This window comes from Methylococcus sp. EFPC2, from assembly GCF_016925495.1.
Classification (GTDB): domain Bacteria; phylum Pseudomonadota; class Gammaproteobacteria; order Methylococcales; family Methylococcaceae; genus EFPC2.
In genome coordinates this window covers 1,854,833-1,869,747 of sequence record NZ_CP070491.1, presented here as the reverse complement: position 1 = coordinate 1,869,747, position 14,915 = coordinate 1,854,833, and the positions used below count along the sequence as shown (strand labels likewise).

Annotated in this window: 11 protein-coding genes; 8 read left to right on the top strand and 3 right to left on the bottom strand. The window is 61.1% G+C overall.

The window, feature by feature from the left end; genetic code table 11:
• Window positions 1-61 precede the first annotated feature (61 nt).
• Window positions 62-358 carry a co-chaperone GroES gene (gene groES, locus JWZ97_RS07755; RefSeq protein ID WP_205434200.1) on the bottom strand — a complete coding sequence of 99 codons (297 nt, stop codon included), beginning with the start codon at window positions 356-358 and terminating at the stop codon, window positions 62-64.
• Window positions 359-764: 406 nt separating this feature from the next.
• On the opposite strand from groES, the gene JWZ97_RS07750 reads away from it, so the two are divergent.
• A complete protein-coding gene (locus JWZ97_RS07750; protein ID WP_205434199.1) occupies window positions 765-1,370 on the top strand; it encodes a hypothetical protein in 606 nt (201 codons plus the stop codon).
• 5 nt (window positions 1,371-1,375) lie between these two features.
• Here the strand turns inward: JWZ97_RS07750 and JWZ97_RS07745 are convergent, their stop codons facing one another.
• Entirely contained in the window at window positions 1,376-1,972 is a 597-nt protein-coding gene (locus JWZ97_RS07745) for a DUF2062 domain-containing protein (RefSeq protein ID WP_205434198.1), read from the bottom strand.
• A gap of 77 nt (window positions 1,973-2,049) precedes the next feature.
• On the opposite strand from JWZ97_RS07745, the gene JWZ97_RS07740 reads away from it, so the two are divergent.
• The 7 genes from JWZ97_RS07740 (at window position 2,050) to JWZ97_RS07710 (ending at window position 13,235) form a co-directional block, all read left to right on the top strand.
• Window positions 2,050-4,368 carry a DNA internalization-related competence protein ComEC/Rec2 gene (locus JWZ97_RS07740; protein ID WP_240342533.1) on the top strand — a complete coding sequence of 773 codons (2,319 nt, stop codon included), beginning with the start codon at window positions 2,050-2,052 and terminating at the stop codon, window positions 4,366-4,368.
• A gap of 192 nt (window positions 4,369-4,560) precedes the next feature.
• On the top strand, window positions 4,561-5,568 hold the full coding sequence (pdxA, locus tag JWZ97_RS07735) for a 4-hydroxythreonine-4-phosphate dehydrogenase PdxA (RefSeq protein WP_240342532.1): 1,008 nt from the start codon (window positions 4,561-4,563) through the stop codon (window positions 5,566-5,568).
• Window positions 5,565-6,344, top strand: coding sequence for a 16S rRNA (adenine(1518)-N(6)/adenine(1519)-N(6))-dimethyltransferase RsmA (rsmA, locus tag JWZ97_RS07730; RefSeq protein WP_205434197.1), 780 nt, complete (start codon window positions 5,565-5,567; stop codon window positions 6,342-6,344). The genes pdxA and rsmA overlap by 4 nt, the downstream gene beginning before the upstream one ends.
• Window positions 6,345-6,448: 104 nt before the next feature.
• The gene (locus JWZ97_RS07725; protein WP_205434196.1) at window positions 6,449-6,868 is read left to right on the top strand and encodes a hypothetical protein; all 420 of its coding nucleotides are present in this window, start codon (window positions 6,449-6,451) and stop codon (window positions 6,866-6,868) included.
• Entirely contained in the window at window positions 6,855-8,063 is a 1,209-nt protein-coding gene (locus JWZ97_RS07720; RefSeq protein WP_205434195.1) for a hypothetical protein, read from the top strand. Before JWZ97_RS07725 ends, JWZ97_RS07720 begins: the two co-directional genes overlap by 14 nt.
• A 71-nt stretch (window positions 8,064-8,134) precedes the next feature.
• Window positions 8,135-10,966, top strand: a complete 2,832-nt coding sequence (locus tag JWZ97_RS07715; protein ID WP_205434194.1) for an EAL domain-containing protein — start codon at window positions 8,135-8,137, stop codon at window positions 10,964-10,966.
• Window positions 10,967-11,048: 82 nt separating this feature from the next.
• Window positions 11,049-13,235, top strand: coding sequence for a bifunctional (p)ppGpp synthetase/guanosine-3',5'-bis(diphosphate) 3'-pyrophosphohydrolase (locus tag JWZ97_RS07710; protein ID WP_205434193.1), 2,187 nt, complete (start codon window positions 11,049-11,051; stop codon window positions 13,233-13,235).
• A 12-nt stretch (window positions 13,236-13,247) separates the two neighbouring features.
• Here the strand turns inward: JWZ97_RS07710 and JWZ97_RS07705 are convergent, their stop codons facing one another.
• On the bottom strand, window positions 13,248-14,906 hold the full coding sequence (locus JWZ97_RS07705) for an aspartate ammonia-lyase (protein WP_205434192.1): 1,659 nt from the start codon (window positions 14,904-14,906) through the stop codon (window positions 13,248-13,250).
• Window positions 14,907-14,915: the final 9 nt, after the last annotated feature.

Genomic DNA, 14,915 nt, shown 5'->3' with positions numbered 1-14,915 from the left:
ACGATAGTGTGAGGTTCCGGATCGTTCGCGGAACTGGGCGTATCTCCGGATCGGAGACCGATCAGCCCTCCAGGACCGCGATGACATCTTCTTCGCGAAGCACCAGGTATTCGTTTCCGTCGATCTTCACTTCGGTGCCGGCATATTTGCCGAACAGAACCTTATCGCCGACTTTGACACTGAGGGGACGCAGGCTGCCGTTGTCCAGGGGCTTGCCGAGTCCTGCGGCGATGATCTCTCCCTTGATCGGTTTTTCCTTGGCTGCGTCGGGGATCACGATCCCGCCCGGGGTGGTCTGCTCATCTTCCGAGCGTTTCACGAGCAATCTGTCATAGAGGGGGCGAACGGTTTGGGTCATGCGTTACTCCGAGTTGGCAATACAAAGTTTTTAGAAACGGAACCATCCCGTGGATGGCGAAGGATGCCAAGCAAAATTGGCGCCAAGGGCCGGGCTTCGTCGTCCCGGGTGCCGAGAAATGCGGGCGGCGGCCCAGAAGCGGGGCCGGGGCGAGGAACTGTTCATCCCCTGGATCGATTCCAAGCGCGTGTGCTGCTTGTCAGGCAACAGATTGTGGACACGGCGTGTTGGCCGGAAAACACGTAGTGCCCCAGATCACGGCGCGGTGTAACTCATGCGCGGCGAAGGCGGCCTTGCTGCTGGATCAAAGAAATCACGTGGTATCGAAATTGCTCGGCTCAAGGCCGATGGCATATGACGAAACAGCGGGGGAACTATGCGGGATAGGGCCTTATCCGGTAATTCCGTGATTACCGGCATGGACTTGCGTGAGCACTTCAGGGCCAGCGTGGCGACCGCCATCGCCAACCAAAGGGTGGAAGCGGAAGAGGAAACGGTTTTTTACATCGTAAACATGCTGGCGCATTTCACCCGCGCGGACCGCTTGTTCGACCGGACCGACGATGGGCTAGTCATCCAGCCGCTGGCCGCACTTTACGCCCGCGCCCTGCAGGCGCCGAGCCAGGAGGACCGTTACCGTACCCTCAAGCGCCTAGGCGACATCGCGCTGCTGATATCCGGCTTGTTCTCGGACAGCCTGAACCGCAAGGTGGTGGACGTGGACTATTACATCGCCATGGGCCGCGGCGCCTACGCCCATTTGTGCGGCTCCGGCAGGGAGTTCATGCACCTGCGCGCATTGCGCGCTATCTTCACCGAGCTTTCCGCCAAATTTCAGGTTTTCGTCGACGTGTTGTCCGAGGTCGGGGAGCAATCCGGGCTTGGCGCTTCCAACGACCTCATGAGGCTTTATGAACTGTGGTCCAGAACCGGCAGCGTGCGCGCGGCGGCCAAGCTCCGCCGGCTCGGCGTCGAGCCGGTCGGCAATCCCTTGGGCCGGTGGAGAAATTGATCGGGCTATCGGCCGCGCTCGTGCCGATGAGCCAACAGGTTTAGGTAGGTACTATAGGATTCGTTGGCCAGCGTCGTGGAGTCCAGCGGTGCATTGCGATATTTACGCAGCCACCATTGATGCCGCACCGAACGCTGCCAGAGAAACTGGATTCCAAAATAACCCACTACCGCGCCGACATTCATCAAAATAAAACAGCCGACCAGCAGGGGCGCGCCGAGTTCCCAGGCTTTCTCTATGCTGAAGACTTCGCTGAAGTGCTGGAAGGTGAAATGATCCATGCCCAAAGCCAAGGTGCCGACCAGATAGGCCAGGTAGTAGAGCGGCACCCAGGTCAGCGGATTGGTAATCCAGACCAGGGCCACCGAGATGGGTAGGTTGGCGTTGAAATAAACGGCGCCCACGGCCGCGATCACCATCTGCCAGGGGAGGGGCGGGGTATACATGGCCCACAGACCGATGGCGAAAGCCAACGAAACCGAGCGGCGATTGAGATGCCAAAGATTGGGCCTGTGCAGCTTGTCGCCCAGAAATTCCAGCGCCTTGATTTCGCTGATCTTGCCGGGATGGGGAATGAAGCGTTTGAGGAATTTTTTTGGCATGGGCGCGGCGGCTCCTGGTGCTCGATCGGATGGGCTGAGGCTTACGGCGCGGTATTCTAAGGCCTGGACTTTGAAAGTTGAATGACATTCGACGGTCCACCTTCGTCGCCCGCGCATTATCCACGGTTGCGGGCATACTCGCCGTGCAGCAGCTCGCCGAGTTGCCGCCTCCCGCCGTCATTTTGTTCACCGGCATTGCCGTCTTGCTTGTCGGAAGACGGTCCAAATGCATCGCCTGTTTTCTGTTCGGCTTCCTTTGGGCTTCGGTTTACGGGTGGATCGGACTCCGCGACGCCCTCCCGCCACAATTCGAGGGAATAGACCTGCAGGTCGAAGGGCAAATACTCGACCTGCCGCGCACGCGGGACGGGGTTGTGCGTTTCGATTTTCGGCTCGACCCGCGTGCGGCCGCCGCGAGGGTTCCGGAGACCGTGCGCCTGAACTGGTACCGGTCCGATGTTTTGCCCAAGGCGGGCGAGCATTGGCGACTGCGGGTACGTTTGAGACGGCCGCATGCTTATTTCAACCCCGGCGGCCTGGATTACGAAGAATGGCTGTACGCGCGGGGCATACGGGCCACGGGCTATGTCCGCGAGGATCCCGGGAACGCGAGGCTGGGTCCGGCGGATGCGACTCACGCTGTCGCGGCGTGGCGGCAGGCATTGGCCGATAGGCTTGATGCGGGTCTGGCCTGGAGTCCTTTGCGCGGCATCATCAAGGCGCTCACCCTGGGTGTCGAAGACGACATCATGCCGTCACAATGGGAGGTGTTGCGACGGACGGGCACGGCACATCTGGTGGCCATATCCGGCTCGCATATCGGACTCGTCGCGGCCTGGTGTTTTGTGCTGGTGAAGAAAATTGCCACCCGGTTCGGCCTGCAGCGCTGGTCGCCACCCGGCGTGGCCGCCTGGGCCGCTTTCCTGTCGGCGTTTTTCTATTCGGCATTGGCCGACTTCGCCATTCCGACCCAGCGGGCATTGATCATGATCGCGCTGGTCATGGGGGGCGTGATATTGCACCGCCCCTTGCGTTCTTGGCACACGCTGGCCCTGGCGTTGCTGGTCGTCTGCCTTTACGACCCGATGGCGGTGTTGGCTCCGGGATTCTGGCTGTCGTTCGGTGCGGTTGCCTTGATCGTACTGATCGTCGGGGGACGCTTGCATCCACCGAGGTTCTGGTCCGCGCTTTGGCGCATCAATGCAGTGGCCGCTCTCGGCTTGTCGCCCCTGTTGTTGCTGTTTTTCCAGCAGGTATCCTTGATTTCTCCCCTGGCCAACCTCCTGGCGGTGCCGGTTTTGGGGCTCATCGCCATCCCGCTCTGCCTGCTGGCCACGCTGTTCTTGCTGATTTTTCCCGTAGGTGGCTTATGGCTGCTCGGTTCGGCCGAGCATCTGCTGCAAGCGGCCTGGAAAGTCCTGGAGCTGATGTCGGCCGTGCCCGGTGCGCAGTGGGTACATTCCAGCCCGCCCGTTTGGACGCTCGCCTTGGCCCTGCCCGGGACGGTCCTGTTGTTCCTGCCGCGCGGCTTGCCGGGGCGCTGGTTGGGGGCGGTCATGTTGCTGCCCGCCTGGACGGTCCAGCCTCAAGGTCCTGCCTACGGCGATGTGCGTCTCACGCTTTTGGATGTGGGCCAGGGACTCGCCGCCGTGGTGCAAACCGCTCGTCATGCGCTGGTATTCGACACCGGCGCACGCCTGGGGCCGGACTTCGCGATGGGATCGGCGGTCATCGAACCGTTCTTGCGGCACGAAGGCCTGGGCAGTATCGATGTGCTGGTGGTCAGTCACGGCGACAACGACCATATCGGCGGGGCGGATAGCCTGATCAGCCGCGTGCCGGTGGGTTCGATCTACAGCAGCGTGCCCGACAGACTGCCCGGCGCTTTACCGTGTGCGGCGGGCCAGGACTGGGACATGGATGGCGTGTCTTTCCGCATGCTCGGCCCGCTCGAGATATTCGAAAAGGAAAACGACAACTCCTGTGTATTGAGCGTACGTGCCCATGGGCGGCAAATCCTGTTGACCGGCGATATCGAGGGTGCGGCGGAATCGGCCCTGGTTCGACGCTATGGCGCCGGTCTGCGCAGTGGCGTCCTCGTCGCCCCGCATCACGGCAGTAAAACGTCTTCGACTCCGGAGTTTTTGCAGCGGGTTCAGCCCCGCATCGTTCTGATACCGGCCGGTTACCGCAACCGATACGGCTTTCCCCATCCCGACGTGCTGGCCCGTTACCGCAAGATAGGAGGAACGGCGATGAGCACCGCGGATGCCGGAGCCATTCGGGTCGATGTCGGAGCAAAAGACGCCGAGGACGAACCGGTGAGCTATCGACGGGCGCACGGACGGTATTGGAATGCCCGCCCGGATGCGGATGGAGCCCAGGGCGGACGATAGCGAGCAAAACCCCGGATGTTCGTCCGGTGCTACAATTCGCGCCTCCTTAAAAGCCGCTTGTTTCGTTCCGTGACTATTCGAATTCGTATGACGCTTTCGCCTCCCAAGCCCCGTCGGACGCTGCGTTCCGCTGACCGCGCGATGGGTATAGACCCCAGCCGCGTCCCTGCAGGCCGGACGGGAGCTCACTGAGTGCATCGAACGCGCATCGTGTTGACCGCCGGCGAGCCCGCCGGCATCGGCCCCGACCTTTGTCTGGCTATCGCCCGGCAAGCGTGGCCCTGCGAGCTGGTCGTGGCGGCGGACCCCCAGATACTGCGCGCACGCAGCGAAGTTCTGGGCTGGGACGTTCAGATACGGGAAGTCGATGTTGACGATGCGAGTTTCCGTCCGCACGTCGCAGGCACGCTCCCGGTTTGGCCGGTCGGCCGCGCCGTGGGGGTGCAGCCCGGCCGGCTCGATACCGCGAATGGCCTCTACGTGCTGGAAACACTGGAGGCCGCCGTGCGCGCCTGTTTGCGAGGTCGCTTCGACGCAATGGTCACGGCACCCGTGCACAAAGGCATCATCAACGAGGCGGGCATGCCTTTCACCGGACACACGGAGTTCATCGCCGGAATCAGCGGCGGTCACCCCGTCATGATGTTGGCCACGGAAGGGCTCAGAGTGGCTCTGGTGACCACCCATCTGCCACTCAGGGATGTCAGCGCCGCCATTACGCGGGATCGCCTAGACGCCGTCATCCGCATTCTGCACGGTGAGCTGCGCGAGCGATTCGGGGTGGTCAGTCCGCGTATCCTGGTGTGTGGGCTCAATCCCCACGCGGGAGAAGGCGGGCATCTGGGGACGGAGGAAGTCGAGGTTATGGAACCGGTTCTGGCAGCCTTGCGAGGGCAAGGTTATGATCTCCAGGGTCCATTGCCGGCCGATACCCTGTTTTTGCCCAAGTATCTGCAAAATGCCGATGCGGTGTTGGCCATGTACCACGATCAGGGCTTGCCGGTGCTCAAATACGCGGGTTTCGGCAAAGCGGTCAACGTCACCCTGGGACTGCCGCTGATTCGCACCTCGGTCGATCACGGGACGGCACTGGATTTGGCCGGCAGCGGACGGGCGGATGCGGGCAGCCTGGGGGCCGCGTTGCGTATGGCCGTGCAAATGGCCGGAAATGCCGCGCAAGGAGAGGGGAGGTGGGCATGAGTCATCAGCCGCGCAAGCGCTTCGGGCAGAATTTCCTGCGCGATCAGCACGTCATCTATGCCATCGTTGCAGCCATAGGGCCGCGCGAGGATGAGCATCTGGTGGAAATCGGGCCGGGGCAGGGAGCGCTGACCAGCGCCTTATTGGCCGAATGCGGCCGCCTGGACGTCGTCGAACTGGATCGTGATCTGGTGGTCAGGCTCAAGGAGCGTTACGCCGGCTCGGATAAGTTGCGCATCCACTCGGGCGACGCCCTCAAGTTCGATTTCGCCGCACTGAGCAAAGGCGAGAAGCTCCGCGTCGTCGGCAACCTGCCTTACAACATCTCGACGCCGTTGCTGTTCCATCTTTTCGGTCAGGCACAGTCGATATCGGACATGCATTTCATGCTGCAAAAGGAAGTGGTTGACCGGCTATGCGCTTCGCCGGGCGATTCCGACTATGGGAGGCTGAGCATCATGGCACAATACCACTGCGCCATGGAGTGCCTGATGGACGTTCCACCGGATAGCTTCTATCCTCCGCCCAAGGTCATGTCGGCGGTGGTGCGCTTGATTCCCCATGCGCGTCCGCCGGTCGAGGCGGATCCCGTCGCCCTTGGACGGGTCGTCACGGCGGCATTCGCCCAGCGCCGCAAGACCTTGCGCAACGCACTCAGTGCACTCTTCAGCGCGGATGAGTTGCGCGATCTCGGTGTCGACCCGACGGCCAGGGCCGAGACACTGGCGCTGGAAGATTACGCGCGGCTGGCCGGCCGGTATGGTTCCAGGGAGTGATGTTGCGCGCGGTTCCGGCCAACTAGGTCTCTTCCTTATTGCCGCGGTAGTCACCGCGTGGCGACAATGCCTGCAAATTTTTGAGATGGATCTACTCTTGGCCGATGCCGCGTAATCTACTGCCACTCTTGTTGCTGTTCTTCCACTTCAATGCTCGGGCAGCGGATGTCGTGGTCATAACGCATCCGACCGTCCCCGCGACATTTGTCACGCGCAATTTCGCTCGTGCCCTATTCGGCATGCGAGTGCCTCAATGGCCGGGGGACGGGGGTACCACGGTTTTCGTTTTGCCCGATGGCCATCCCCTGCACGCCAGTTTTGCCAAGACGGTGCTCGACGTGTTCCCGCAGCAATTGCGTATCGCCTGGGACCGGCAGGTTTTTTCCGGTACCGGCCAGGCGCCGATCGAAGTGAGCTCGGAAGAGGAGATGCTGACGCGTGTCACCGAAACGCCCGGCTCGGTCGGTTATCTTTCCAAGGACAAGCTCGATGCCAAGAAAGTCCGTTTGCTTGAAATCAAATAGTCGCATCCGGCGGCTTACGTTGGGGCTGATCGCCTTGGCGGGGCTGTGGCTATCGGCGGCACCCGCCTTGGCCTTCGAATGGATCAACGGCAAGGTTCAACTGCATGGTTACCTGACTCAGGGCGCCGTGTACACCACTGCCAATAATTTTTATGGCGATAGCCATAACCAATTCAGTCCCGACTTTCGTGAAGTGGGATTGAACTTGTCGCTTCAACCGTTCAGTCGCTTGCGTCTTGCAGCCCAAGGCATGTCGCGCTGGGCTGGCAAGATGGACGAAGGGGAGCCCTGGCTGGACTTCGCCCTGGCCGATATCAACCTGTACAACGATGAAAACCTGCGTTTCGGCGTCCGCGCCGGCCGGGTCAAGAATCCGTTCGGTTTTTATACCGAAACCCGCGACGTGGCGTTCACCCGGCCGGGTGCCATATTGCCGCAACCGATCTATTTCGACCGGACCCGTCGTTTCGCGCTTTCCGGAGACGGGGTCCATTTGTACAGCGAGGTCGAAGTGCCCGGAGGTCACTTAGACATCAGGTTCGCCTTGACGGATTTGCCGACCAACGATGACAGCACCAAGGCGGCGTTGACCGGCGTCAGGGGACGGGGAGACTTGCTCCAGGACCGCATGACACCGGGATTCCGCGTGCTTTATGAAACGGAGGATGGCCGTTGGCGAGGGGGCGTTTCCTATTTTTCTCTGAAGCAAACCTACACCCCTGCCGCCGACGAGCGGATACCCCGTCAAACCTTAAGCCTCGATCCCTGGATATTGTCACTGCAATATGCGGGCGAGAAACTTACGCTCACGACTGAATATTCTCAACGCTACACTCAGCTCGATATATCGGGACGGCCGTCCATACGCGCGACGGCGGAGAACTGGTATGTCATGGGGCAATACCGTTTCCTGCCGAAGTGGGAGCTTATGTTGCGTTATGATCAAGCGCACAGCGATATGGATGACCCCTATGGCCACCGCTACCATGAGCTTACCGGTGCACCTGCGCATACCCGTTACGCTCAGGATGTCGTCGCCGGCCTGAGGTTTGATGTGACGTCATCCTTAATGTTGCGGGCGGAATATCACCACGTCGATGGCACCGTGTGGTTATCGCCGCTGGACAATCCCGATCGGCGGGACCTGGAAAGGCGTTGGGATATGGTGATCCTGTTGGGTTCCTACCGCTTTTGACTACGATGGAACCGCACACCTTGCAACCAAGGTCAGCGCGTCGCGAGCTCCTCCGGCAGCCGCGCTTCAGCTTGCGCTGGAAACTCATCATACTCCTGCTGCTGCTCTCGCTTCCGCTCAGCGTGCTGTTCGCCCAGTTGTTCCGCTTGTACCTGCTCGACCGTCATCAGGAAAGCCGCTTCATGGCCATGGCACGGTACGAGCAGCAAATCAACGGCTTGATCCGTCAGCAGCGCAAGCATCTCGAACAAGTCGCCGCGGCCCTGCCGGCACTGTCCCATGTCCGGGACGATCTCGGCAAGGACGATCTGGAGGCGTTCAAACTCCGTTTCGACCAGTTCTGGTCGGCTTTTCAACTCGACATGGGCTTGTCCGACGCCTTGTATGTGGAGTATTCCGGGATATTGCGAGCGCAATGGACCGGTGGAGAGGACATGAATGTCGTCCTGGCCTCGCCGGCCTGGCAACAGGTTCAAGAGAGCGTGCGCAGGAATGAAACCCCCAGCAGCTTCGTAGACTGTACCGTTCAGTGTGGCATCCGGGCCCTGGCGCCTGTGCTGGCGCAAAGCCGCATGACCGGTATGTTCGCCGTGGGCGCGTCGCTGGCAGATACGGTGCTTACCTTTCACGATACGGCTGCCGCGGATATCGCCGTATTGGCCGAGCCGAATCGTGCGGAGGAGGACGGCCTCGTGGGGCCATGGGGCTTGAAGCTCGAAGCGGCATCGAACCGCGAACGTAATCACGTCTTGCTGCAGCGATTGGCGAGCGAAATCCCCCTCTCGCAACTGGCTCAGCAGCCCCAGCGGTTAACAACGCAGGACGGGGTTTATGAGGTGGGCCAGATCGGCTTGAGCCCCGAGAATCGGGCGCCCGGCATGCGCATCTTGGTGCTGGAAGACATCAGCGCCGGCCTCGCCGATATCGATCGCGCCGTTTGGCGTTCGCTATTGGCCGCCTTGCTTTCGACGGCTTCGTCCATGGTGCTCATCTACGTTTCCCTGGGGCGGCACCTGGACCGCATCCTGCGCACCGCTCATGCCATTCCCCTGCTGGGACGCAGCGAATTCGAGCGCTTGCGCCGCATCGTGCATCCGCGTAAAGGCGAGCGATTTTTCGATGAAATCGATTTGCTCGATAACACGGCCATAGCCCTTTCCGAGCGTCTCGAACAACTGGAGCACCAAGTCGAAGAGCGTACCCAATCGTTGCGCGCGGCTTTGCGTGAGATCACGCTGGAAAAGGAGTTTGCCGACAATCTGCTCGAACACGCCGAGGTGATCATCGCCACGTCGGATCAGGCCGGCTGCCTGCTCACCCTCAATCAATACGGGCGCAAGCTGACCGGTTACTCGGAAACCGATGTGATCGGGCTGCCCTTGCTCAATTCCGTCTTGCTGCCGGATGCCGCGATCGACATGTACGGCCGTCTGCGTGAAATCATCGCCGGTCAGACGCGGCACTGGCGGCACGAATCCGCCATGAATGCCTTTGGAGAGAACGCGAAACACGAGATTTCCTGGGTGCATACCCGTCTGAGCGGGGCGGCATTGGGCGAAGCGGCCTTGCTCTCGGTGGGGCTGGACATCTCCGAGCGCAAACGCAACGAGCGTCACCTCAATTATCTCCAGGCACACGACCCCTTGACCGATACGCTCAACCGGCGCGGGTTTCAGGATGCCTTGGAGCGCATGCTCGATATGGCGCAACGCCTGCACATTGAAGGCGCCTTGCTCTACCTCGACCTGGACCGCTTCAAATATTTGAATGATATCGCCGGACACCAGGCGGGAGACGATTTGCTGACCCAGGTGGCCAACGAGCTGAAATCCTTGCTCGGCCAAGTTCCTACGCTCGGCGAGGTGGGTCGACTCGGCGGAGACGAGTTCGCGCTCGCGACCCTGAATGTGGATCGCGAGCAGGCAATATCCCTGGCCGAGCGGGTGATCCAGGCGTTGATGGACTTCCGGATGGATACCGCCAGCGGATATCGCGTGACCGCCAGCGTAGGCATCGCCTTGTTTCCCGAGCATGGCCGGGATGCGCGCGAGTTGTTGGTCAATGCCGACATCGCGATGTTTCAGGCCAAAAGCAACAAACGGGCAGGCTGGCATCTGTTCTCGGCCGAAGAGAAAGCGCGGGAACGCATGTATGACTGGGTGAGTTGGGAGGAGCGCATCAAGCAGGGCATCGCCCACGACCATTTCGTGCTTTTTTATCAGCCGGTGGTGCGCTTGTCCGACAATAAACTGAGTCACTACGAAGTGTTGCTGCGCTTGCGGAATGAGGACGGATCGATTTCGACGCCGGGGGATTTCCTGGAAGTCGCCGAGCGCAGCGGCCTGATCGGCGAGCTGGATCGATGGGTCGTGCGCAATAGTTTGAAAAAACTGGCGAGCATGCCTCCCGAGGCGCAAGGCATCGGGCTGGCGATCAATTTGTCCGGCGCCAGCATCGGCGACACACAACTCCTGGAAGACCTGCGCGGACTGCTGCAAAGCAGCGCCGTCGATCCTTCGAGGGTGATCTTCGAAATCACGGAAACGGCCGCCGTCGCGGATTTCAACGAAGCGCGCGCTTTCGTGAATACGCTGCGCGAATGGGGCTGTGTTCTGGCCTTGGACGATTTCGGCAGCGGTTTCGCTTCCTTTTATTATCTTAAGCAGTTTTCCGTGGACTGCATTAAGATCGACGGCGCTTTCATCCGCAATTTACCGGACAACCGGGACGATCAGATTTCCGTCCGCGCCATGGTCGAGATGGCCCGCGCCTATGGCAAAAAGACGGTCGCGGAATTCGTGGAAAACGAGGCCATCGTCCGCTTGCTGATGGATTACGGCGTGGACTACGCGCAGGGCTACCACATCGGTAAACCCGCGCCGGACCTGCTATCGATGAATTGATAAGCCGCCGCCGCCCGATGTGGCCCACGATTTGCCTAGCCTATAGTTCTAGTCGAATCGGCCACATTACCTGTGTAAAACAATGAAACACAGCCTCTACGAACGCGATATTTCGTCGCACTCTCACGACGAGCTTCTGGAAAAGCTCGCCGCAGGTTTTTCTTCCCGGGAAAGGACGCGCTTGGCCGAGGCCGTGCGCCACGCCGTCATGGCGCGCGATCGCGACCCGCAGCAACGCCCGCGTGGCCTGGATGTAGCGCACATCCTGCTGGGCTTGGGGGTCGACGCGCTCACGGTGCAGGCGGCCCTGCTCAGCGATCCCTGGCTGCGCGAGAATCTGGCCGAAGAGTCCATCAAGTCCCAGTTCGGGGAGCCGGTGGCCAGTTTGGTGCAAAAGGTCAACTGGCTGAACACCTTCAACGAATACACGGCGGAGGTTTGCGAACCGGAACAGGCCGAATTGCTGCGCCGCATGTTGCTGGCGGTGGTCAACGATGTACGCGCGGTGCTCGTCAAGCTGGCCTATCGTCTGCAGCGTTTGCGCTCGCTCAAGCACGAACAGGACCCCAGCGTGCGTTATCGTATCGCGCGGGAGACCCTGGATCTCTTTTCCCCGCTCGCCAACCGATTGGGTCTGGGGCAGTTGAAATGGGAACTGGAGGATTTGTCTTTCCGCTATCTGGAGCCGGATGCATATAAGAATCTGGCCACCTCCCTCGATGGCAAGCGGGCGGAGCGGGAAAAATACATAGGCCATTTCATTGCCCTGCTGGACAAGGCGCTGAAGGACAACGGCATAGACGCCCAGATCTATGGGCGGCCCAAGCATTTGTTCAGTATCTGGAGCAAGATGCGGCGCAAGCACCTGGCCCTGGATGACTTGTACGACCTCCTGGCCGTCCGGGTGATAGTCGACAAACCGGCGAGTTGTTATGCGGTTCTGGGCATCGTCCACAACGAATGGCTGCATGTCCCCAAGGAGTTCGATGACTATATCGCCAACCCCAAGGACAACGGCTACCAGTCGCTGCATACCGTGGTGGTCGGTCCGGAGGGGCGCTCCGTCGAAGTGCAGATACGCACCCGCGAAATGCACGACTTCGCCGAACACGGCGTGGCCGCCCATTGGCGCTACAAGGAAGGCGGCAAGCAGGACGCGGCGCTGGATCGCAGCATCAATTCCTTGCGTCGCCTGCTGGACAGCCGGAACGACGATCAAGCGCTGCTGGAAGATTTCCGCTCCGAACTCTTCGCCGACCAGATTTTCGTGCTCACCCCCAAAGGCCAGGTCATCCGGCTCAAGAAAGGCGCGACGCCCCTGGATTTCGCTTACGCCATCCACTCCGAAATTGGCCACCGTTGCCGAGGAGCCAAGGTGAACGGGCATATCGTCCCGCTGAGCCACGCACTTAATTCGGGGGAGAAAGTCGAGATTCTCACCGCCAAACACGGCGGGCCCAGCCTGGGATGGTTGGATCCGCACATGGGTTATGTTTCGACCCCGAATGCGCGCAGCAAAATCAAGCAGTGGTTCAAGCAGCAGGACCACGAGAAGCATCTGCGTGCCGGGCGCGCCCTGCTCGAGCGGGAGCGCCACAAGTTGGGCCTGCCGGGATTAAGAGACAGCGATCTGGACGAGTTGGCCCGTCACTTTCATCTGTCGCGTCCGGACGACTTGCTGCTGGCCATAGGCCGCGCCGAAATCGGTCAGGCCCAGTTGGCGGCGACCTTGCAGGTACCGGGGTTCCATACCGCTCCCGTCCAGCCGGCTACGCGCAAACACGAGTTTCCCGCGACGGTGGAACCGGATCAGGTGACCGTGCAGGGTGTGCGCAATCTCCTGACCCATTTCGCCACGTGCTGTCAGCCCACGCCGGGCACGCCCATCATCGGTTACATCACGGTAGGCCGTGGGGTGGCCATCCATCGGCAGGACTGCGAGAACATCCTGAATCTGCCCGTACACAAGCAGGCGCGCCTGATCGAGGTGGGTTGGGGCGAGGAGGCCACGACCTTCCCCGTTGAAATCGAGGTTCAGGCCATCGATCGCAAAGGCTTGCTGAAAGACGTGACCCATATCCTCGCCCAGGAGCATATCAATATCCTGCGCACCGACACGCGCACCGACACGCACAACCAGTCGGTCACCATGGCGATCACGCTGGAGGTCAGCGACATCGGACAGCTCAGCATGGCCCTCGATAAACTGGAGCAGGTCCACAACGTGCTCCAGGCCCGGCGCAAGGTGGGGCGCCGGACGGAGAACTGAAGTACGCTCCGATCAGGCTTGTATCCCGCCTTGCGTCAGCTTGGCCGGGTCCAGCAGGCGTTTCAGTTCGTCGGCCGGCATGCCGGTCATTTCGACCGCGACGTCGATGACGGGCCGCTGGGTCTTGTAGGCGGTCTTGGCGATTTCGGCCGCCTTGGCATAGCCGATGATGGGGTTCAGGGCCGTGACCAGGATGGGATTGAGGGCGAGCGCCCGGCTCAGGTTGTCTTCCCGCACCGTGAAGTCGGCGATCGCCTTGTCCGCCAGCAGGCGCGAGACGTTGGCGAGCAGCGCGATGCTTTGCAGCAGATTGTGGGCGATGACCGGCAGCATCACATTGAGCTGGAAATTGCCGGATTGACCGGCCACGGTGATGGTCGCATCGTTGCCGATGATCTGGGCGGCGACCATGGCGGCGGCTTCCGGTATCACCGGATTCACCTTGCCGGGCATGATGCTGGAACCGGGCTGCAGGGCGGGCAGTTCGATTTCGCCGAGGCCGGCCAAGGGGCCCGAGTTCATCCAGCGCAGGTCGTTGGCGATCTTCATGAGGCCGACCGCCACCGTCTTGAGCTGACCGGACAGCTCCACGGCCGCGTCCTGGCTGCTCAGGCTCTCGAAGAACGAGGCATTGGGCTGGAAAGGAAGGCCGGTGGCGTCGGCCAGGGCTTCGGCCAGCTTGCCGGCGAATTCCGGGTGGGCATTGATGCCGGTGCCCACGGCGGTGCCGCCTTGAGCCAGGCGGTAGATGCGCACCAGGCCTGAACGGACGCGCTCCACCCCGTTGCCGATCTGTTGCGCCCAGCCGTCGAGTTCCTGGCTCAGGCGTATGGGCATGGCGTCCATCAAATGGGTGCGCCCGGTCTTGACGATGCCGTCGAGCGAGCGGGCCTTGTAGGCTATCGTGGCTTGCAAATGCTCCAGGGCCGGGATCAGGTCTCGATGGCAGGCGAGGGCGGCGCTGACGTGGATCGCGGTGGGAATGGTGTCGTTGGAACTCTGCCCCATGTTCACATGGTCGTTGGCGCTGACCATCCGGCCAGCGAGCCGCGAGGCGAGGGTGGCGATCACCTCGTTGACGTTCATGTTGGTGCTGGTGCCGGATCCGGTCTGAAACACGTCGATGGGGAAGTGTTCCAGATGCCGCCCGTCGACAATTTCGGCCGCCGCCGCCTCGATCGCCCGGCTGAGATCGTTGTCCAGCAGGCCCAGGCTGCGATTGACACCCGCGGCGTTTTGCTTGATCAGGGCTACCGCACGGATGAATTCGGCGGGCATGGCGATGCCGCTGATGGGAAAATTTTCCACGGCGCGCTGGGTCTGCGCGGCATAGAGGGCGTCCGCGGGTACTCGGAGTTCGCCCATGCTGTCTTTTTCGATGCGGAAGGGTTGAGTCATGGCGGGATCTCCGGGCTGGTTGATTAAGGCGCTTGAAATGAATCGCCGCAGATCTTCCGGCTGAAAGGGCCAGTTCAGCTCTCTGCCGCTGGTTTCGTCTCGTAATACGGGAATCGTAAGGCCGTATCGCTCCATCCATTCAGGCTCGTCGGCGATGTCGACTACACGAATCGCCGGCTGCTTGCTGCGTATTTCCGACAAGGCTTCGAGTTGGCTCCAGGCTTCTTCGCACAGGTGACAGCCTGCGGTTCCATAGAGTGTCAATTGGGTCATTGGCTGGGG